Here is a 21,934-nt window from a genome sequence, read left to right as displayed (position 1 = left end):
TATTTGAGACTGGAATTATGTCCCAGCCCCCAAATATCTCGTTATTATTAGATTTGTTTTTTTAATTTTTATTTTTCTTTTTAGAGTCTTTTTTCTTATTACCTTTTTTACTTCCAGATTTATCAGACTTGCTCTTTTTCTTTTTTGATTTCTTATCAGCCTTTTTAGTTTCTTTCTTTTCATCTGATTTAGATTTTTTTGACTTAGAATCCTTCACAATTTCATCCACTTCAATCGTTGCTTCTACTTCATCAGGTTCAAAATCAACTGTTTCAATTACATCTTCATCAATTTCCACATCTTCAGGCTCAGGACCTTGTCCTACTTCATAAGTTTGTAAATAAACTTGGACTTTGAAATCTTTATATTTACCCTTATATAATTCTTCAATGTCACCTTTTTTAATATAGATATCAGAGTTATTATCTAAAATCGGATTAAAGACAGCTGATTGCAATCTAGGTTCAATAATTTCTTCAATAGAGTAATCACGAGCTTCACGGTGACGGAAAATACTTTTATATACAAGATCTCCTTCTTTTAATTCTGGATAAAGTTTTAAGAATTCAGTTTTTGTTTCAGGCAGCTCAAATTTCTTCTTAGCTTGTACATCGACATAAATCGCAGCAAAATGTAATTTCGCATCTTCTGCAACAGTGTACGTCCATGATTTAGGCGGGTTTACAATTTTGTTCAAGTTATCCTCAATATCTCGTTTAATCGCTTTTACTGCATTTGATTCTTCGACAGTAGGATTCTGTTCGAAATCTTGAACATATACCGACTTCAACTTGATAATATTATTTAATTCATTATTGTTTAAAATAGCTAAATCCAAACGTGCAATCTCTCTTGCTACTGTTTCGCTATCAGAATTTCTTAATAATTGAATGCCTAACAAATCTTTTAAAGTGCCATCATTGCGACTTGTCAAAGTAAGATAAGCTAAATCATCGCCGAAATGTTTAAAATTCTTATTAAGTTTATTTAATCTCTTTTTTAAAAGGTCAGTTACTTTTACATTCATGATTCTTCATTCCCCCATAAAATAGCATTATTTTTTCTTGGTTTAATAACTTATACCCTAATTAGAGTATTATAATATTAAGATTTTATCGTATTTAACCTTATTGATATCCAAGGGAATGTTATTCTTAAAATTTCACTTAAGCTATTTCTAATTGAAACCCTTGAAAAACCATTTTTAAAGAAACAGTTAGATAAATAAGCTTGATAATATTAAAGTTCAAAATGTGCAATAGTTGATTAGATACTGCTATTACAAATAATAAAAAGCAAACAACTATTTGTGCAGTCTCCAGATTTACATTCAGAGACATCATAATGTAACGTCAATTGACACACTAAGACATCTCATTAACTGATGATTTATCATATTGTAAATACTTCATCACTTCTGTATAAACTGATTCAGTAATCGCATGCTGAGGATTTCGGTAATATTGAGTGCTTAAAATAAATTCTCTAGGCGTCATATGGTAGGTCTCTTTGAACCTCTTTAAAAAGGCACGCTGACTTGGAAAACCGAACTCCTCCCAAATGCCATTATCCTCTCCTCTTACTATTAGGTATTCAGCTAAATTGCATAATCTTACATTTGTAAGGTACTCTGTAAAAGTCACATTCATCTCTTCCTTGAATTTTCTAGAAATAAAGCTTTCATTATAGAAGAGTTCTCTAGCGACCACGCACAATTTAAGAGGTTCTTTATAATTATCGTTGATATATTCAATAATTTCATTGATTGTTTTGCTTAAAGTAGGACGGAACAAATAGTTATCGAAGATTTCTAAATAGACACGCAGATAGTTCAACATCTTAATAAAACAAATATCCGCTTCCAAATAATTTTTTTCATACATATTTCTAATTATATTCATAAATGAGTCTTTAATATGATGATGAATCTCAAAATTATTTTCAGTATTCAAGGTGTTCTTCATGTAATATTTTTCAAAGTAATTTTTATGAATTGCTAAATAGATAATACAGCCCTTATTAACCTCTATTTCCAAAGGTATCTTATCTGGTTTTTGAATAAAAAATTCTCCAGTTTTATAGATAAGTGTCTTTCCTTTTCTCAGCATCTTTACATTACCTGAAAGCACGAAATACACATGTACATAATCTTCATCCTTGGTTAAATCTAACTTGCAAATTGATGATTTAATAATACTGTAGCTATAATTCATTGAGGTCCCCCCTGATATCATTTTATAAATATTTAGGTAAAAAATTAGAAAGAAAATATAAAGTGGTCAAACGAAGAATGGTTGTGGCAAAATGAGAATTCAAAGTATTCAAAAAATGGATTGGTTTTATATCTAATCACATGATTCATTCGAAAAACTAATCCCGAATCTCTCACTTTTCATTATTATAATATACTATTTTCTCAAAAAATAAAATACTTTTTAACAAATGGGAGACTCTAACTGTTTTTAATGCATACAGTATACAATAAAAAATTCTGTAGCATTATATAAAAAGCAAAAAAATCGCACTCTTATTTGAGTGCGACCTAATAAAATAGTAATGCTTTAATTCTCTTCGTCTTTATGATCAATCCATTCAAGCATTAAATCGATATGACGGCCTTTAGGTTCAAGACATTGCATATGCCCTAGATGCGCGAACGCATATAAATCAATTGTGTTTTCTTCATTTTGAGACACATATGCTAAGGTAGACTCTACTTTCACACCGCTATCATTAAAACCTTGAATGATTAAAGTTTTTGTTTTTAATGGTAAACGTGACATTGGAGATGCTGCTTCAAGTGCTGCTCCTGTGATATCACCAAAATATTCCTCTACTGCATTTCTTCCTAGTCCTTGTTCTTTTGTGTACGGCACATCAGTTACAGGTGCCATCGCAATAACGCGATCAGCTTCATCTGCATTATTCAAGACTAATTGGCCGCCTACAGAGTGACCGATTAAAATAATTTCTTGATTATCAACAAATCTAGATGATTTGAAAGCTTGAAGTGCTTTTTTAGTATCCTCTTCAGGTATCGGCCAAGCATGTTCTCCCCGTCGATATTCAACGTTCGCAACATTATATCCTTCTTTTGTCAGCATTTCTATTAACTTATCATTTAATGAGCGGTCATATTGTTGTCTCCAGTAACCGCCATGAATTAATACGAGCCATTTATCATCATGTTCAGCTAGTGTATCTGGTGCTGGATAAATATCAATTAATTGTTCTTCATGGTCTCCATAATATAATTCTTCCATCATAGTAGCACTCCTAAATTGGTAGTTTTGACATAACATTAAATAATTACCCGATTTATAAAGCTGGCAACCGTAACCCATTTTTTGTCTTGTATTAACTTTTTGAAATACATTCAAAGTTTTTGATTTTTTTATTAAAAACTTGTTGACGGGTAGGTCATCTTCTTATATAATAAATCTTGTGTTAAATATTGCATGGAGAAATACCCAAGTCCGGCTGAAGGGATCGGTCTTGAAAACCGACAGGGGCTTAACGGCTCGCGGGGGTTCGAATCCCTCTTTCTCCGCTACTAAAAAGCTTCGATTCAGAATACTGAGTCGAAGCTTTTTTATGTTTTAAACTATTTCACTAAGCTCTTAAATCTTCAAAACTTGTGCTTGCTATATTAAAAAACGGTCATCCCTATCTCTAGGAATGGCCGTTTAAACTTTTACTTTATTTTAAGCTGTCTGTAATTTCTTTAATTTCTTTTTGTGACAAGTCAACGATTTTTTCACCGTCTTTAGTGTCTTCTTTCAATGCTTTTCTTGCTTCTTTAGAATGATACAACTCAGCAACTTTTTTATATGTTTTGTTATCTTTGTCTTTATCATTTACAGCAATAAGGTTGATGTAAGGTTTAGAAGTATTTGTATCATCTTTTTCCAAGAAGATTGGGTCTTTTTTAGGATCTAATCCTGATTTTGACGCAACACCGTTATTAATAACTGCGATATCTACGTCATCTAAAGAACGTGCTGTTTGTTGTGCATCAACTGCTTTAATATCTAAATCTTTTTTGTTTTCAACGATATCTTTTTTGCTGCCTTTCAAACCGAAGTCTTTAGAAAGTTTGATATAACCTGCATTTTCCAATAATTTCAATGCGCGTGCTTGGTTGGAAACATCATTAGGAATAACAACTTTAGCCCCTTTTTTCAAGTCTTTAATATCTTTGACTTTCTTAGAATAAATACCTAATGGTGCAAAAACAGTTGTACGGATTGGTGTGATATGTGTGCCTTTGTTTGCTTTTTCATACTCATGTAAGAATGCGAAGTGTTGGAATGCGTTCATGTCGATATCCCCATCGTTTAGCGCCTTGTTCGGTACGTTGTAATCAGAGAATTTCTTGATTTCAACGTTGATTCCATCTTTTTTCGCAAGTTCTTTTACTTTATCCCATACTTTTGTGTCATCTGATGCTACCCCTACTGTTACTGTTTTATCATCTTTCTTATTGCCACCGCATGCAGCAAGTACAACAACTAACGCCATTAACAATACTAATATTTTTTTCATATCCTAAATACCCCTTTGTTTGATTAGTTTCTGCGAATTTTCTTAGCCAATACATTCCCGAGAGATTGAATCAGCTGAACCATAATAACTAAGATAACCACTGTGATAATGATGACGATTGTATCAAAACGTTGGTAACCATAAGCTAAAGCCAAGTCACCGATACCGCCACCGCCAACTGCACCAGCCATAGCTGTTGAACCGATTAAACCAATAATTGCAGTTGTAATCGCTAAAATTAATGAACCTAAAGCTTCCGGCATTAAAAAGTAACGAATGATTTGGAAAGGTGAAGCACCCATGGCGTGTGCTGCCTCAATTACACCTGAATCCACTTCTAACAGTGAGTTTTCAACTAAACGTGCAATGTAAGGTGCCACATATACAGTTAAAGGTACAATCGCTGCTGCTGTCCCGATGGATGTTCCAACAATTAATTTTGTGAATGGCACAATCGCAATTAACAAAATAATGAATGGAATTGAACGGAAAATATTAATAATCGGATTCAAAATATGGTAAACTGCGACATTTTCCCATATTCCGTTTTTCTTAGTTACAACAAGCAGTATGCCTAGCGGAATTCCGATTAATGCACCAATTACTAATGATATCGAAACCATCAATAATGTTTGATAGAGTGCTTCCCATAATTGCGATGAATCTAATGATGAACCTAGCATATTATCCAACCTCCTCATATTCGATATGATGTTGTTTCAAATAATCATATGCGCGTTGTTTTTCTTCATCAGAACCTTTAATACGCAATGTTAGATAACCAACTGAAGTATCTTGAATATCAGACATAGAAGCGTAAATCACATTAACATCTAGATTGAATGTTTTAATCAATGTCTGGATAACTGACAAACCTAATTGCGAGCCTTCCATGTACACTTTCACATCTTGATAATTTTCATCTGTCGGCAACTGATGTATCATTTTTTCACTGATATCAGTACTGATAACAGTTGAAACAAAGTTCTTAGCTGTTTTAGTTTTCGGATGACTGAATACATCTAACACTGTTCCTTTTTCAATCACACGCCCTTGTTCCATCACAGCAACCTTGTCACAAATTTTTTGAATAACACTCATTTCATGCGTTATTAATAAAATTGTGACTTCGAATGTTTCATTGACGCGTTTTAAAAGTTGTAAGATAGAATCAGTTGTTGCCGGGTCTAAGGCACTTGTTGCTTCATCACATAATAAAATTTTAGGATCTGTCACGAGTGCACGTGCAATTGCCACCCTTTGTTTTTGACCACCTGAAAGTTCGTTCGGATATTGTGAACCTTTATCTCCAAGACCCACGAAATCAAGCATTTCCTCTACTTTCTCTTTTATGTATTTTTTGTCCTTGCCTTCAAGAATAAGCGGCATTGCCACGTTGCTGAATACCGTTTTTGAATTTAACAAGTTGAAGTGTTGGAATATCATGCCAATATTCTTTTTGACTTTGCGTAGTGCTTTCTTGCTATATTGATCTATTCGATGTCCATCGACGATAACTTCTCCAGACGTTACATCTTCAAGCTTATTCACCATTCTGATCAATGTACTTTTACCTGCGCCGCTATAGCCGATTACACCATAGATTTCTTGGCGTTCTACGGTAAAACTGACATCTTTCAAAGCTTGAATTTCTGTTGAGCGCTTATGGAATGTTTTTATGACATCCTTGAACTCAATCATTGATTAGCCCCCTCTGATAATTTGAAATAAATGAATTTTGCCTCTATTTAGATTTTTATTTTGAAAAATAAAAATTCCGGGGACAATGAAACAAGTCCTCGGAATAATATATCGGCTCGTCTCATCTTCACAGCTCCGCTGTAGGAATTGGCACAGTAATCATTTTTATCGCTGATCCTGCTGCCGAGGTTTCGTAGGGCCTGTCCCTCCACCTCTCTGGATAAGAGTTTATGTATTCAATTCATTTATTTATATTCCATATATTACATTACTGAGTGAAAAAGTCAACATTAATTTTTAGAAAATTGTTAATTTCAACTTAATTCTAAACACTAGAGCGGTAAGCGTTTGCAAGTTTTCAACACAATGATAAATCTACTCAAAATCAGTTCATTTACTATTTTTATTCTTTTCCATTTTTTCAAAAATAAAATTGATTAATAATGTTAAAACAAAAGCAACTATTACGCTGATAACAAGTTCGAAAAGAAAACTCACCCAACTATTTGTTGTAAAGAAATTCTGTATTATAAACCCTACTCCAAATACTAATATCAAAGTAATTGTAAATCTGACTTCTGCTGACACTTTCATCCATTCTCGCTCCTTTGCCTATTCTACGTTCACCTTATCACCTTAGAATACAATTTAAAAATCGTTTCAATAAAGAGAAATGAATGGAGATAAAAAAATTTAAAAGCTTAATTTGAAATTCAAGTTGCGTTAATAGCCTTCTCTGTCATAGTACTTATAATCACGTATTATTGCTTTTTCGTTTGATATTATTAGTAAATCCATTGTTTAAAATCACTTATTTAATTAATCTTAATTTCAAAAATCCTCATAAATTTTATTTTAAATTAATATTCACATTACAGAAATTTTGTGATAGGATGATTTTAATAGTTAAACAGATGACTATTCACTTTCTTTTCAAAGGAGATGATGGTGCTATACAAATTCCACAAAGACACCCTATTTTCTATCCCCAGTCCATTAAACATCTTTTTATCGAAACAAAAACATTTTCATTTCACACACTAAACTTCTTCTGGAGACCATCTTCATCTTAAAATGCACTTTCTAATTTCAAAGCGTAACTTATAGCTCCAACCTCACATATTTACTCATCGTAACAAAAGACATTCTACAACTTATACTTCGTATCATGTCACTTTCAAATTATTTAAATTAACACAAAACAGAATACTAGGAGAACAACAAATGAGAAAAAGAAAAAACCACTTTGATTTTCTACCAAACATCCGTAACAAATATTCAATCAGAAAATTTTCTGTAGGGACAGCCTCCATTATTGTGAGCAGCTTATTCTTTTTAGGCTATTCTCATGAGGCAAGTGCAAGCACTGAAAATATAAATCCTGATACAACTGTGTTATCCTCGGATCACCAAACTTCAGATTCTGCACCTCAAAATGCGCAACCTGCACAAGGTTCTATTGAAGAAACACCAAAAACAGCAACCGCAGATGAAAAAAATCCAAACCTTACATCCGCTAACTTAAATGCTACTGGAACAACAACTAATCCCACTCAGAATTCAAATACCATCCAAGAAGACAAAACAGATACTTCAAATAAAGTTGAAAACTCATCAGACAACCCAGATAACGCTTTAAAAACAATTGATTCAACAAAACCTGCTGTACCTGCTCAAGATAATACTCAACCAAAACCTCAAAAAGAAGTAACTGCAGACACAAACAACACTGAATCATCAACAATACAAGAACAAGATACGCATCAAAACGTTGAAGCAGATAACAATCAATCCCAATCATCTAATGAAGCTGCTATAAACAATCCCGCTCCAAAACCTGATGTCACTGTTTCAACTCCCCAACCTCAAACACCTGACTTAACTTCTCAATCATCAAAACTTTCAACTTCCAGCACAAATGCAACAGATGAAATGATTGGACCAGATCCAACAATACAAACTAATGTCAACAAAGCTTCTGATCTTCCTGCTTTATCAAAAGAACAAGTCAATAATATCAATCATCAAATTACATGGTTAGATTTTTCAGATACAAATGCTATTTCAAATTACGGACAAAGCGATACGGGACAAATGGCACTGCAAGTCGGTACAAAATACGAAAAAGAAATTATGCCAGGTCTTGTGGTAACAGCTACAGTTAAATCTTTACAACCTTTTGAATCAACACCGATTTATGAACGTCGTGCTGAAGGAGATGCTGATTCTGGTTATAACCCGAAAGCTACTAATATTGTCAGAAAAGATGCGCATGATGATGAAATCGATAAACCTGCCTATGTAGTGGTCACAAAACAAGATCCAAATTGGTCTCATTTGAAAAAAGCAGGAGTAGATACGGGTGAAGGACTGACAAATTTCGGTTCTAATAGAAACTATGGTAATGTCGGTGCAACTTTTGAAGTTAAAACTACTTACAATGGCCGAGAAGTACCTGCTAATATTGTCATGTCCGATGGAGAAGAAGCTAAAAATATCGAAGCGCTGATTTATACTACGAACGGATCAGGTTGGGAATTGTTTGCGAATGTCAAAAATGAAGGCAATCCAGAAAATTATCATCCCATTACTGCTGATGATGGTTATTTTATAGATTCAATTGACAAAGGTGAACATGGTAAAGGTAAATATTATGTTTCCCCTGATAAAAACTTCGGCGGTTTAGGTACTCAAATTTTTGGTCCCAACCAAACAAGACAAGACCATAACAGTGTACCAATAGTTGTCACTACAGGCGCAACTGAAGTTTCCTTCTTTGTAAACTCAACTGGAATACAAACCGTTCAAATGGGCTTTGTTATTTTAGATAAAGGTGATGCCCCTGCTTCTTATGGTGAAGCAATTCACGCTATAACTGAAAATACAAATGTCAGCCAACCATTTTTAGGTACACAAAAAGCAGATATTGATTTTGATGAACTGAATAAACAAGCAATCGCCTGGCAAACAGATGACATCAACACTCCAACAAGCGCCAAAGCAGCTGATGAAGGTGAACAACAATTAGTTGGCGCAAATCAAAATTATGTCGTTTATAATGCTGCCAATCAAACTTACGCATTAGATATCATCGCAAACACAGGTGATAACGACACTTCATATGTGCGTGGATGGGGTGATTATAATCATAATGGCGTATTCGATTCAAACGAAGCATCAGAACTTGTGTCACTTAGCAGAACTGGAGATGAAGGTAAAAAAATCACTTTATTATTCCACAACGCACCTCAAGTTACAGATACCTCTCTTAACTATTTAGGCGTAAGAGTCCGCACTTCTCTTGCTGAAGATTCAGTCAATCTTCCAAATGGTGTTGCATATTCGGGAGAAGTTGAAGATTTTGAAATTAAAGTCATTCACCCGCCAAGAGGCGAAAAGTCTGAAACTACAGGACTTCAAGGTCAAACACAAACTTCTAAAGCAATATTTAATGCTTTTGGACGTGTAGATAAAGAGTGGCCAAAAAAAAAATACAATAGACACTGTTAAAGCAATACAAATCGTAGATACCGATGGAAAATTAGTTTCATCATTAACTGTACCAAATGAAGGTCAATATGATGTGACACCAGATGGCACAATTACATTTACGCCTGATCCTCAATTCAAAGGTACCGCAAAAGGTATTGTTTTACGCGCTACTGATTTAAACGGAAATACATCCGGTTGGACAAGTAACACAGATGAGAATAATTTAGAAAATATCAATCAAGGCATCAATGGTAAAACAACAATGGATGCTGTTTATATTCCAACTGTTACACCTGTGACACCAACAGCCGAGCCTGCTGAAACTACAGGTCTTCAAGGGCAACCGCAAATCGGAACACCTGTATTCAAAGGAGGTAACCCCTTAGTTCCGATTAATGAAACAATCGCACCTCAATTAATCGATCCAAACACAGGAAGCAAAGTTTCTAAGTTAGCTATCCCTGATGAAGGCACTTATATCGCAAATAATGATGGCACAATTACCTTCACACCTGAACCTCAATTTACAGGAAAAGCATCTCCAATCACTGTCGAACGCGTCGATACTAACGGAACAGCTGTTCAAACCACTTACACACCGAATGTCACACCGGTTACTCCAGTAGGTACACCAGTTACATCTGAAGGTCCTCAAGGTCAACCTCAAGAGGGTACACCTACTTTCGAAGGCGGCAATCCTTTAGTTCCGATTGATGAAAATACTGCACCGAAATTGATTGATCCGAATACAGGTAATGAAGTTGATAAAGTAATCGTTCCTGATGAAGGTACTTACACAATTGAGCCAAATGGTAAAGTCACATTCACTCCAGAACCTCACTTTATCGGTGAAGGAACAACTATCAAAGTAAAGCGCGTCGATAAAAACGGTATCCCAGTTACTGCAACATATACACCTAACGTTTCTTCAGTTATTCCAGCAGCTGAACCTTCTGAATCAACAGGGCTTCAAGGACAAAAACAAACAGGCACACCTACTTTTAAAGAAGGACATCCTTTAGTTCCGATTGACAAAAATAGTGCACCGAAGTTGATTGATCCAAATACTGGGGACAAAGTTTCTAAGTTAATCATCCCTAACGAAGGCACTTATATCGCCAATAACGATGGCACAATTACTTTTACACCTGAACCACAATTTACTGGAAAAGCGATTCCAATCACTGTTGAACGTGTCGATACTAACGGTACAACTGTTCAAACCACTTACACACCGAATGTTACACCAGTTACCCCTGTTGGTACACCAGTTACATCTGAAGGGCCTCAAGGTCAGCCTCAAGAAGGCACACCTACTTTCGAAGGTGGAGATCCTTTAATCCCGATTGATGAAACTGTCCCTCCTAAATTAATCGACCCGAATACAGGCGAAGAAGTTGATAAAGTAATCGTTCCTGATGAAGGTACTTATACAATTGAGCCAGATGGAAAAGTGACCTTCACACCGGTTCCTTATTTCACAGGTGATGGTTCAAGTGTTGAAGTAAAACGTGTGGACAAAAACGGCACGTCTGTTACTGCGATATATACACCGAAAGTGACTGCTGTAACACCTATCGGTACACCGGCTACTTCTGAAGGACCTCAAGGTGAACCTCAAGAAGGCACACCTACTTTTATAGAAGGACACCCTCTAATTCCGATTGATGAAACTGTTCCTCCTAAATTAATCGACCCGAATACAGGGGATGAAGTTGATAAAGTAGTTATTCCAGACGAAGGTACTTATACAATGGATCCAGATGGTAAAATCACATTCACACCGGTTCCTCATTTCACAGGTGATGGTTCAAGTGTTGAAGTAAAACGTGTGGACAAAAATGGCACGTCTGTTACAGCAAAATATACACCGCATGTGACTCCAGTAACTGCTGAAGAACAACCGCCATCAACTACCGATAACCAAAACCATCCTCAAGAAAAACCAGTCATCAAAGAAAAAGAACCACTAAAACCAACTGTTCAAAATATTGATCCTGAACCAAGTACTCCTATTACTCATGAAATAGTGAAAAAAGTGATTGTTCCTAATGAAAATACTTCCAACATTCCGACACCTAACAAAGATAAGTCACTTCAAAAAAATAATCTTATCAAAAAAGAAAATCATACTTCCATACCACACACTCATCCTAATGATAAAGTTATAACAGCAACAGATGTACCGACTGCACAACTTTCTAAAAACTCTATTACATCTGAAGAATCATATATATCTGAAAAAATCACACTAGAAAAAACAAACTTAGAATCACCTACTATCAGCATACAACCATCAGAAAAAATGCAATCACAAACAACTCACAAAACTGCAGCGAAACAAAATGCAACTCGAAACAACACTGAAAATAAGACAAATTCATTACCTCAAACAGGAGTTGAAAATAACAATACACGCACACTTCTGTTTGGCGCAACGCTTGTATTGTTTGGATTAGCTGCATTCAGCAGAAGAAAAAAAGAAGATAGCTTATAAATACCATTGTAATTATTTTAGTCTTAAAAGCTGTTAAATCAGCTTTTAAGGCTTTTTTGTGCAAAAAAGAACCAGGCATTAAAGCCTGATTCTCAAATTTAAAGCATATATTTAGTTTTCATTTTTACGACGTTTCATACCAAACATCATTGCTGTTCCTAAACCTGCAAAGATAGTACCATACAACATCGGTGCTGTATTAGCGTTACCTGTATTCGGCAATGCTTTCACTTTTTGTTCAGGTTGAGTTGAATTTGTTTTATTTGCTTTTTCAACTTTCGCATCAGAAGTCGCAACTTTAATATCTGTATTTGTTTTTTGCGTTGTGAAATCTTGATTTGTATCTTTTACATGTTTACCTTTGTTGTTATCTTCTTCTACTGAAGGTACTTTTGTATCAGTATTCGGTTGTTCTGGAACAAATTGATTGCCTGAATCATTAGGAATAATTGGCGTGTCTCCTGGTTGAGTCGGTACTGTCGGTGTTTGTTGACCAGGTACGTTTGATATTTCAATTTGACCATCCGGGTTTGTTGGAACACTTGGTTGCGCTGGAACACTTGGTTGCGCTGGGACAGTTGGTTGTGCTGGTACGCTAGGTTGTACCGGAACATTAGGTTGTGCTGGCACCAATGGAATCATTGGAATAGATACTGATGGTTGAATTGGTTTTTGACACGGAACAATCACACGTGAATTATCTCCGCATTGTAAAACAATATTTCCAACTGTATCGTAGTAATAACCAACGATAATAACTGGTTGACCATTCGGAGAACATGGAATTTCAATTTTACGTCCATCACTCAAACAAACAACGTGCGTATTATAACCATCGATATAGTTATTAACAATAATAACTGGTGTATAAGGTTGTGCATCTCTTCCGTTAAGGCCATCACGACCATCTGTACCTTTCAATACTGTGATTGTTTTTCCGTCGCTGAATTCAACTACTGTGTTGCCGTCTTTATCTTGATGCGAATTCTTCACAGTAACTGATGTACCATCCTTACCTTTTGGAATTGTAATTTCACGTCCATCATTGAATACAACAATAGTATTGCCATTCGAATCAACTTTTTGGCCTGTTACCGTAATAGATTTGCCCTCAACACCATCTTTGCCATTTTGACCTTTTAAGACAGTGATAACATTTCCATCAGTAAATTCAACTACAGTGTTGCCATCTGCATCTTGATGAGAACCTTTCACTGAAACAGATCTGCCATCTTGGCCTTTTGGTACTGTAATTGTTTTGCCATCACTGAACGTTACAATAGTATTTCCGTTCGGGTCGATAGATTGGCCAGTTATAGTGATAGATTTACCGTCTTTGCCGTCTACGCCATCACGACCATCTGCACCTTTCAATACTGTGATTGCTTTTCCGTCGCTGAATTCCACAACTGTGTTACCGTCTTCATCTTGATGCGAATCTTTTACAGTGACTGATGTACCGTCTTGACCTTTTGGTACCGTGATTGTTTTTCCGTCACTGAATGTGACTTTTGTATTACCGTCAGGATCAATAGTTTGTCCAGTTACTGTAATTGATTGACCATCTTGACCGTCACGTCCATTATTACCATTTAAACCTTGATCTCCTTTTTCTCCTTTGTCGCCTTTAGCAATTGTAACTGAAGTACCATCATTAAATTCTACAACTGTGTTACCATTTTTATCTTTAGTTGTTGAAACGATAGAAATTGATTTTCCATCTTGGCCTTTTGGCACTACAATTTCATGTCCATCGCTGAATACTACTTTCGTATTACCATCTGGTTGAACGACTGAAGAAGTAATTGAGATAGATTGGCCATCCGTACCTTTATCTCCTTTTGGTACTACGATTTCATGTCCATCACTGAAAATGACTTTAACATTGCCATCAGGTAAGTTTTCAGTGTTAGCGATAGTAATTGATTTTCCATCTTGTCCTTTTGGTACAGTCACTTTAGAACCATCACTGAAGTCAATTACTGTATTACCATCTGCATCTGGTTCAGCTTTAGTGATTGTAACAGATTTACCATCTTTGCCTTTAGGGATGCTGATTTCACGACCATCTGAGAATGTGACTTTTGTAGAACCATCTGGTTGTACTTCAGTTCCTGTGATAGTTACAGATTCTCCAGCTTCTCCTTTGTCGCCTTTTTCCCCTTTAGGAATTGTAACGCTACTTCCATCACTGAATGAAACCACTGCGTTGCCATCTGGATCCTTAGTTGTTTGAACAATCGTAACAGAGTCTCCAGCATCTCCTTTTGGAACGATGATTTCGTGACCATCACTGAATGTAACCTTTACATCTCCACTTGGTAATATTTCATTGCCAGTAATAGTAATTGATTGGCCATCAACACCATCTCTAGCTTTCGGAATTGTAACTTTAGAACCATCTGAGAATGTGACTTCTGTATTGCCATTTGCATCAGGTGCTGCATTTTGAACAGTAATTGATTGACCATCTGCTCCTTTATCTCCTTTAGAGATAACTGCAGTACCGCCATCGCTGAAGTGAATGATTGTATTGCCGTCAGCATCTTTTTCAGTACTTGTGACAGTTAAAGGTTTAGCATCTGCTCCGTTTTGACCTGCTTCACCTTGAGCTCCAGGATCTCCTTTGTCGCCTTTTGCTCCGGCGTCGCCCGGATCGCCTTTTTCACCTTTAGGAATTGTAATTGCGCTACCATCTGAGAATGTCACTACTGTGTTGCCATCTGCATCTGCTTCTGTTTTATCAACTGTAATCGATCTACCGTCTTGAGCTTTCGGAATCGTTACTTTTGTACCATCACTAAATGTCACTTCTGTATCACCATCTGGTGTTTGCGTAGAAGCTGTGACAGTTAAAGGTTTGGCATCTGCTCCGTTTTGACCTGCTTCACCTTGGGCCCCAGGATCTCCTTTGTCGCCTTTTGGTCCAGCTTCGCCCGGATCGCCTTTTTCACCTTTAGCTCCTGCTTCGCCTTTTGAAATAGTAACCGTTGTTCCATCGCTGAATTCCACAACTGTGTTACCGTCGGCATCTTTTGTTTCTCCTGTTACTGTTAAAGGTTGGGCATCTGCTCCGTTTTGACCTGCTTCACCTTGTGCTCCAGGATCTCCTTTGTCGCCTTTTGGTCCAGCTTCGCCCGGATCGCCTTTTTCACCCTTTGGAATCGTCAATTTTTTACCGTCTGAGAACGTTACTTCTGTATCCCCATTCGGCAATTGATTAATGGCGTCTACAGTCACTGAAGTACCAGCATCACCTTTAGGCCCTTGTTCGCCAGCATCTCCTTTGGCACCTTGTGCTCCTGTTTCACCTTTTGGAATAGTAACTTCTTTTCCATCACTAAATGTAACTTTTGTATCTCCATTCGGTTGCGGTTCAACTTTAGCGACCGTAACTGATTCGCCCGGTTCACCTTTTTCGCCCTTTTCACCTTTAGCAATCGTAATTTCATGACCATCTGAGAATGTTACAACCGTATCGCCATTTGCATTAGTTGCTGTACCTGTTATAGTGATTGATTCTCCATCTTGGCCATTGATACCATCTTTAGCTTTAGGAATTGTTACTTTAGAACCATCTGAGAATGTTACAACGGTATTACCATCTGCATCTGGAGCGGTGTTATCAACTGTGATAGATTTTCCATTATCTCCTTGAAGTCCTTGTTCACCTTTCGCACCTCTAGGAATAGTTACTTCTTTTCCATCACTGAATGTAACTTTTGTACTGCCATCTGGTTGTTCTTCAGAAGATTTTACTGTAATAGATGAACCATCTTGGCCGTTTTGGCCTGCTGCTCCTTGAGCTCCAGGGTCACCTTTTTCGCCCTTTTCTCCTTTTGGAATGAGAATTTCATGACCATCACTAAACGTTACTTTCGTTGAACCATCAGGTTGAACTTCGCTGCCAGTGATTGTAACTGATGTGCCATCTTGACCATTAACACCGTCTTTAGCTTTAGGTATTACTACTTTAGTACCATCACTGAATGTCACCTCAGTATTACCATCTGCATCTGGTTGAACACTTTTCACTGTAATTGACTTGCCGTCCGTACCATTTTGACCAGCTTCACCTTGAGCGCCTGTATCGCCTTTTGCGATCGTAACTGATGTACCATCTGAGAATGTTACTTTTGTATCACCGTCCGGTGTTGTTTCAGTACTTTGAACAGTGATTGATTGCCCTGATGCACCAGTTGCGCCAGTATCACCTTTTTCTCCTTTTTCTCCTTTTTCTCCTTTTTCTCCTTTAGGGATGACTACTTTAGTACCATCTGAGAACGTCACTTCAGTATTGCCATCCGGTGTTTGTGTTGAGCCTGTTACTGTTAATGGTTTCGCATCTGCGCCATTTCGGCCTGCTTCACCTTGAGCCCCAGTATCTCCTTTATCGCCTTTTGCACCTTTAGGAATTGTGACTGATGAGCCGTCTGAGAATGTAACAACTATGTTTCCAACTGCATCCGGTTCTGTTTTATCAACTGTAATTGATCGACCATCTTGAGCTTTTGGAATTGTAACCTCGTGACCGTCTGAAAAGACTACTTTTGTACTGCCATCTGGTTGTACTTCGGAAGATTGAACAGTAATTGATGTGCCATCAGCACCATTTGTACCTGTATCTCCCTTATCACCTTTCTCTCCTTTAGGTATAGTCACTTCTTTTCCATCTGAGAATGTCACTTTTGTATCACCATTCGGCTGCGGCTCTATTTTTGCGACAGTGATAGATTGTCCGTCTTGACCATTTTGGCCTGCTGCACCAGTCGCACCAGTATCGCCTTTTTCTCCCTTAGGAATGACGATTTCATGACCATCACTAAACGTTACTTTCGTTGAACCATCTGGTTGTACTTCACTGCCAGTAACTGTGACTGATTGACTGTCTTGGCCGTTCACGCCATCTTTAGCTTTCGGAATTACTACTTTTGAGCCATCTGAGAACGTTACTTCAGTATTGCCATCTGTATCCGGTTGTACACTTTGCACTGTAATTGACTTACCATCCGTACCATTTTGGCCTGCTGCACCAGTCGCGCCAGTATCACCTTTTGCGATTGTAACTGATGTACCATCTGAGAACGTTACTTTTGTATCGCCTTCTGGTGTTGTTTCAGTACTTTGAACTGTAATAGAGCGACCAGCTTCACCTTGGGCTCCGACATCACCTTTTTCTCCTTTTGGAATTGTAACCTTTGTTCCGTCGCTGAATGTGATAACAGTGTTGCCATCTGCATCTGGAGCAGAGCTTTGAACTGTAACAGAAGTACCATCTGCACCATTTTGACCTGCTATACCTTGTACTCCAGCATCCCCTTTATCGCCTTTTTCACCTTTTGGTAAAACAATTTCATGACCATCACTGAATGTGACTTTCGTTGAACCATCAGGTTGAACTTCACTGCCAGTAATTGTAACTGATGTGCCATCTTGACCATTAACTCCGTCTTGGGCCTTTGGAATCACTACTTTAGATCCGTCTGAGAAGGTTACTTCAGTGTTGCCATTTGCATCTGGTTGAACACTTTGAACTGTAATCGACTTACCGTCTGCACCATTTTGACCTGCTGCTCCTTGAGCTCCAGTGTCACCTTTGTCGCCTTTTGGTCCACCTTCACCCGGATCTCCTTTATCGCCTTTCGGTCCTGCTGCTCCCGCTTGACCTGGGTCGCCTTTATCGCCTTTAGCTCCTGCTTCGCCTTTTGACACAGTTATAGTTGATCCGTCACTGAACTCAACTACTGTATTGCCGTCGGCATCTTTCGTTTCTCCTGTTACTGTTAACGGTGTTGCTGCTTCGCCTTTTTCCCCTTTCTCTCCTTTTGGAATAATCACTTCTTTTCCATCCGAGAAGGTTACTTTCGTATCCCCGTTAGGCTGTACCTCTACTTGCGCAACTGTTATTGATTTGCCATCTTGGCCATTTTGACCTGCTGCACCTTGGGCACCAGTATCCCCTTTGTCGCCTTTTGGTCCAACTTCACCCGGATCTCCTTTATCGCCTTTTGGACCTGCTGCTCCCGCTTGGCCTGGGTCGCCTTTAGCCCCTGCTTCGCCTTTTGATACAGTTATAGTTGATCCGTCGCTGAATTCAACTACTGTGTTGCCGTCGGCATCTTTTGTTTCTCTTGTTACTGTTAACGGTGTTGCTGCTTCGCCTTTTTCCCCTTTCTCTCCTTTTGGAATAGTCACTTCTTTTCCATCTGAGAAGGTTACTTTCGTATCCCCGTTAGGCTGTACCTCTACTTGCGCAACTGTTATTGATTTGCCATCTTGACCATTTTGACCTGCTGCACCTTGAGCTCCAGTATCTCCTTTATCGCCTTTTGGTCCAGCTTCACCTGTATCACCTTTGTCGCCTTTCGGTCCTGCTGCTCCCGCTTGGCCCGGGTCGCCTTTATCGCCTTTAGCTCCTGCTTCGCCTTTTGACACAGTTATAGTTGATCCGTCACTGAACTCAACTACTGTATTGCCGTCGGCATCTTTCGTTTCTCCTGTTACTGTTAACGGTGTTGCTGCTTCGCCTTTTTCCCCTTTCTCTCCTTTTGGAATAGTCACTTCTTTTCCGTCTGAGAAAGTTACTTTCGTATCCCCGTTAGGCTGTGCCTCTACTTGCGCAACTGTTATTGATTTGCCATCTTGACCATTTTGACCTGCTGCACCTTGAGCTCCAGTATCTCCTTTATCGCCTTTAGCACCTGTTTCGCCTTTTGACACAGTTATAGTTGATCCGTCGCTGAATTCAACTACTGTGTTGCCGTCGGCATCTTTTGTTTCTCCTGTTACTGTTAACGGTGTTGCTGCTTCGCCTTTCTCTCCTTTAGGAATAATCACTTCTTTTCCATCTGAGAAGGTTACTTTCGTATCCCCGTTAGGCTGTACCTCTACTTGCGCAACTGTTATTGATTTACCATCTTGGCCATTTTGACCTGCTGCACCTTGAGCTCCAGTATCTCCTTTATCGCCTTTTGGTCCAGCTTCACCCGGATCTCCTTTATCGCCTTTCGGTCCTGTTGCTCCCACTTGGCCTGGGTCGCCTTTGTCTCCTTTTTCGCCTTTAGGAATAATCACTTTTTTACCATCACTGAAGACTACCTCAGAATCACCATTCGGTAATTTATTAATTTGGTCCACTGTTACAGAAGTACCATCTGTTCCTTTTTCACCAACATCGCCCTTGTCGCCTCTTGGTATTTCGAGTGTTTTACCATCAGAGAATGTTACTTCTTTGTTTCCATTAGGAAGGGTTTTTGTTTCAGTAATTGTGACTGAAGTACCATCTTGTCCAGAATCTCCCTTTTCACCTTTTGCACCTTGTGCGCCTGTTGCACCAGTATCACCTTTATCACCTTTATCTCCTTTTGGAATAAGAATCGATTTACCAGTACTAAAGGTAACTTTTATACTTCCATCACTTTGTGTTTTAGTAGAAGTAATCGTGACTGAATCTCCATCTCTTCCAGCCTGACCATCTCGTCCATCTCTTCCATCTTCACCATCTTTTCCTTTTGGAATTATCATAAAACTTCCATCTGAGAAGGTAACTTTTGGACCGTTTGGAGTAGGATTAGTCGATATTATTTTAATCGAATCCCCTTGATCACCTTTCGCTCCTTTTGGAATAGTAATCGATGTATTATCACTAAATAGAACGTATTTATCACCGTTCGGTAGATCTTGTGTATTTAAGATAGTAATTGAATGACCCGGTTGACCATTTTCTCCTTTATCGCCTTTATCGCCTTTGGCAATAGTAAAGGAATTGCCATCAGTAAATGTAATTTGTGTACTTCCATCTGGCTGTTTCGTCATTGACTGAACCCCAACAGATTTACCATCCGGAATAAAGGTTTCACCCAGTTTTTCACCAGTTTCTTTATTGGTAACGGTTACTAAAGTACCATTTACGCCACCTTGTGTTGTTTTTGTACTTTTAAAAGCAAGCGTCGGAGCTTTAACATCTCTAGGTACAATTGTTTTACCAGGTAAGCTCGTTTTACCATCTTTTTCTACAGTTGCCGAGATAATTTCTTCTTCTTTTAAAGGTGTTGCTAAATCTTGGCTGAACTTTCCTGTAGCATCTGAAGTAGTTGTGTAGTTAGTTAATCCGACTGTAATATTAACTTTTGCATTAGGAATAGTTTCTCCAGTCACTGTATTCATACCAGACAGTTTAGGATCTAATACTGGCGGCATAACATTTTCAACAGGAGTAATATTACCAACACCTAATTCAATTACTCTATTAATTGGTTGTTCTGTAATAACACCATTTTCAAGTGTTCTGCCGATAACTTTATCTTTATAACGCACTTCTTTTTGCTGATAAGTTTTTATTCCAGTTTGGCCTTCAGATTTAATGCGTTGTTGTCCTACTGGTAAGTCACTAGTTGTTACATATTCTGTTTCAAATGGAGCAACTTCGTCTTTTTCTTTAGTTGATTGCGTAATATTTATATCAGGGTTAGCATCTAAAACTACTTCACTTTTATCATAGAAATAGTTATCAGTTGAAAAAGGATTAGGCGACTTTTCGTATGGTCCTGTTTGAGAAAACATCATTGGAAACGCATCAATACTTAAATCGCCATTCCAGTTATTAACAGGCACATTAAATTCTAAAAGACCATAACCGCCATTGGTAATCATTGCATTTGTAACAGCCGGTCTATTATCCATAGCATAACCTTCTGGATAACCAGGTTTGGCAACCCCTTCTTTTAATGAGCCGTGAATTGTACTTGGTGCACCTGGTCTAGTAACCGTACCTACTTGTGTATAGACATATGGGATTGTAGGGCGATAACCATAATCTTTTCCTAATTTCAGGCCGCCTAAATCAATGTAATGGTCGCCTGTTCCTGCACTTGCGTTATATTTCACAGTAAATTTCATAACATTATTTTCGTGGTCAGGAATTGCAGTAAAGGTATAGTTTGATGGTTTTTGTCCAACATAAGTTGTCCCGTTTCCTTTTACAGAAATACCTGTTGCCGGGATAGTAATCGCTGTTTTTAATGCTCCTACAACTTCTGAAGCAGTTCCACCTTCCGGATTTACATTAGAATGTGTTCTATCATCTCCATATGGATACGTTGTTGCACTAGAACTATCTTCAGGAATAGCCCGTACTGCATAAACAGTATATTTAGATGTTTGCTCATTCGCATATTCTAATCCAGCTCTTAATATTTCTTGAGCTAAATTCTCTGGAGAAATCGAATTATAATCCACATTTAATTTCCCTAAAATACCTTCAACATCATTTGGTTCATAATTTTCTGATAATAATTCTTTTACGAGTTTCTCTCGGTCTGTTGACTGCTCGTATTTTTGAATAAATTCTTGAGGAATCTCATATGATCCATAAGGCACATCCTCATTACTTGCATTATCTGTAAGTGCTCTAGTCGCAATTTCAGGTTTTTCTATATCTTTATCATGATTTTGAACATTATTGGAAGCATCAGTTTTTAATTCTGCTTCTTGTCTCTCTGTACTTTCACTGTTGTTTTTCTCTTGATCGGCTGCTTGAGGTTGCGCTTCAACATGATTTTCATTTTGTTGAAGTTCTACTTTCGTATTTTGTTCTTGGCTTGTTGCTTCCTCACTTGAAGGTATAATTTCTTGTTTCTCTGTTGGCTGTTGTGCTTGCAAGTCTGAATTTAAATCAACTGTTTGAGGTTCACTTGATGT

10 protein-coding genes, 1 tRNA gene and 1 riboswitch are annotated in these 21,934 nt (G+C 37.7%); of the genes, 3 read left to right on the top strand and 8 right to left on the bottom strand.

The annotated features are described in order from the left end of the window. Window positions 1-61: 61 nt before the first annotated feature. From A4G25_RS09280 to A4G25_RS09270, 3 genes are all read right to left on the bottom strand, one after another. On the bottom strand, window positions 62-1,027 hold the full coding sequence (locus A4G25_RS09280) for a hypothetical protein (RefSeq protein ID WP_047130900.1): 966 nt from the start codon (window positions 1,025-1,027) through the stop codon (window positions 62-64). A 337-nt stretch (window positions 1,028-1,364) separates the two neighbouring features. Next, the gene (locus A4G25_RS09275) at window positions 1,365-2,213 is read right to left on the bottom strand and encodes a helix-turn-helix transcriptional regulator (protein ID WP_047130901.1); all 849 of its coding nucleotides are present in this window, start codon (window positions 2,211-2,213) and stop codon (window positions 1,365-1,367) included. 348 nt (window positions 2,214-2,561) lie between these two features. Next, window positions 2,562-3,266, bottom strand: coding sequence for an alpha/beta hydrolase family protein (locus A4G25_RS09270; protein ID WP_232011945.1), 705 nt, complete (start codon window positions 3,264-3,266; stop codon window positions 2,562-2,564). 194 nt (window positions 3,267-3,460) lie between these two features. On the opposite strand from A4G25_RS09270, the gene A4G25_RS09265 reads away from it, so the two are divergent. Further along, window positions 3,461-3,550 (top strand) — tRNA-Ser (locus tag A4G25_RS09265). Window positions 3,551-3,699: 149 nt separating this feature from the next. Here A4G25_RS09265 and gmpC read toward each other — a convergent pair. From gmpC to A4G25_RS09245, 4 genes are all read right to left on the bottom strand, one after another. Continuing rightward, complete coding sequence (gene gmpC / locus A4G25_RS09260) at window positions 3,700-4,545, bottom strand: dipeptide ABC transporter glycylmethionine-binding lipoprotein (protein ID WP_047130903.1); 846 nt, start codon at window positions 4,543-4,545, stop codon at window positions 3,700-3,702. 23 nt (window positions 4,546-4,568) lie between these two features. Further along, window positions 4,569-5,228 (bottom strand): methionine ABC transporter permease, encoded by a 660-nt coding sequence (locus A4G25_RS09255; RefSeq protein WP_047130904.1) that lies wholly within the window; start codon window positions 5,226-5,228, stop codon window positions 4,569-4,571. Between the two features lies 1 nt (window position 5,229). Then, window positions 5,230-6,246, bottom strand: coding sequence for a methionine ABC transporter ATP-binding protein (locus A4G25_RS09250; protein ID WP_047130905.1), 1,017 nt, complete (start codon window positions 6,244-6,246; stop codon window positions 5,230-5,232). A gap of 118 nt (window positions 6,247-6,364) precedes the next feature. Beyond that, a riboswitch (SAM riboswitch) is annotated at window positions 6,365-6,473 on the bottom strand. 163 nt (window positions 6,474-6,636) lie between these two features. Continuing rightward, window positions 6,637-6,840, bottom strand: a complete 204-nt coding sequence (locus A4G25_RS09245) for a hypothetical protein (protein WP_047130906.1) — start codon at window positions 6,838-6,840, stop codon at window positions 6,637-6,639. 630 nt (window positions 6,841-7,470) lie between these two features. Here A4G25_RS09245 and A4G25_RS09240 point away from each other — a divergent pair. Together A4G25_RS09240 and A4G25_RS09235 are read left to right on the top strand one after the other, a co-directional pair. Further along, window positions 7,471-9,756, top strand: coding sequence for a YSIRK-type signal peptide-containing protein (locus tag A4G25_RS09240; RefSeq protein ID WP_047130907.1), 2,286 nt, complete (start codon window positions 7,471-7,473; stop codon window positions 9,754-9,756). Next, the gene (locus tag A4G25_RS09235; protein ID WP_331852450.1) at window positions 9,716-12,235 is read left to right on the top strand and encodes a cadherin-like domain-containing protein; all 2,520 of its coding nucleotides are present in this window, start codon (window positions 9,716-9,718) and stop codon (window positions 12,233-12,235) included. Before A4G25_RS09240 ends, A4G25_RS09235 begins: the two co-directional genes overlap by 41 nt. Window positions 12,236-12,346: 111 nt before the next feature. Here A4G25_RS09235 and A4G25_RS09230 read toward each other — a convergent pair whose 3' ends face one another. Then, window positions 12,347-21,613 carry a G5 domain-containing protein gene (locus tag A4G25_RS09230; RefSeq protein WP_408641256.1) on the bottom strand — a complete coding sequence of 3,089 codons (9,267 nt, stop codon included), beginning with the start codon at window positions 21,611-21,613 and terminating at the stop codon, window positions 12,347-12,349. Window positions 21,614-21,934: the final 321 nt, after the last annotated feature.

Origin of the sequence: Staphylococcus condimenti, assembly GCF_001618885.1 — a bacterium.
Lineage (GTDB): Bacteria > Bacillota > Bacilli > Staphylococcales > Staphylococcaceae > Staphylococcus > Staphylococcus condimenti.
The sequence above is the reverse complement of the archived record's forward strand: the minus strand, read 5'-3'. Positions and strand labels throughout refer to the sequence as shown.

Excerpts from the sequence above, each read along its gene's own strand:
- A4G25_RS09280 (WP_047130900.1), bottom strand. The coding sequence starts at position 1,027 with ATGAATGTAAAAGTAACTGACCTTTTAAAAAAGAGATTAAATAAACTT.
- A4G25_RS09275 (WP_047130901.1), bottom strand. The coding sequence starts at position 2,213 with ATGAATTATAGCTACAGTATTATTAAATCATCAATTTGCAAGTTAGAT.
- A4G25_RS09270 (WP_232011945.1), bottom strand. The coding sequence starts at position 3,266 with ATGATGGAAGAATTATATTATGGAGACCATGAAGAACAATTAATTGAT.
- gmpC (WP_047130903.1), bottom strand. The coding sequence starts at position 4,545 with ATGAAAAAAATATTAGTATTGTTAATGGCGTTAGTTGTTGTACTTGCT.
- A4G25_RS09255 (WP_047130904.1), bottom strand. The coding sequence starts at position 5,228 with ATGCTAGGTTCATCATTAGATTCATCGCAATTATGGGAAGCACTCTAT.
- A4G25_RS09250 (WP_047130905.1), bottom strand. The coding sequence starts at position 6,246 with ATGATTGAGTTCAAGGATGTCATAAAAACATTCCATAAGCGCTCAACA.
- A4G25_RS09245 (WP_047130906.1), bottom strand. The coding sequence starts at position 6,840 with ATGAAAGTGTCAGCAGAAGTCAGATTTACAATTACTTTGATATTAGTA.
- A4G25_RS09240 (WP_047130907.1), top strand. The coding sequence starts at position 7,471 with ATGAGAAAAAGAAAAAACCACTTTGATTTTCTACCAAACATCCGTAAC.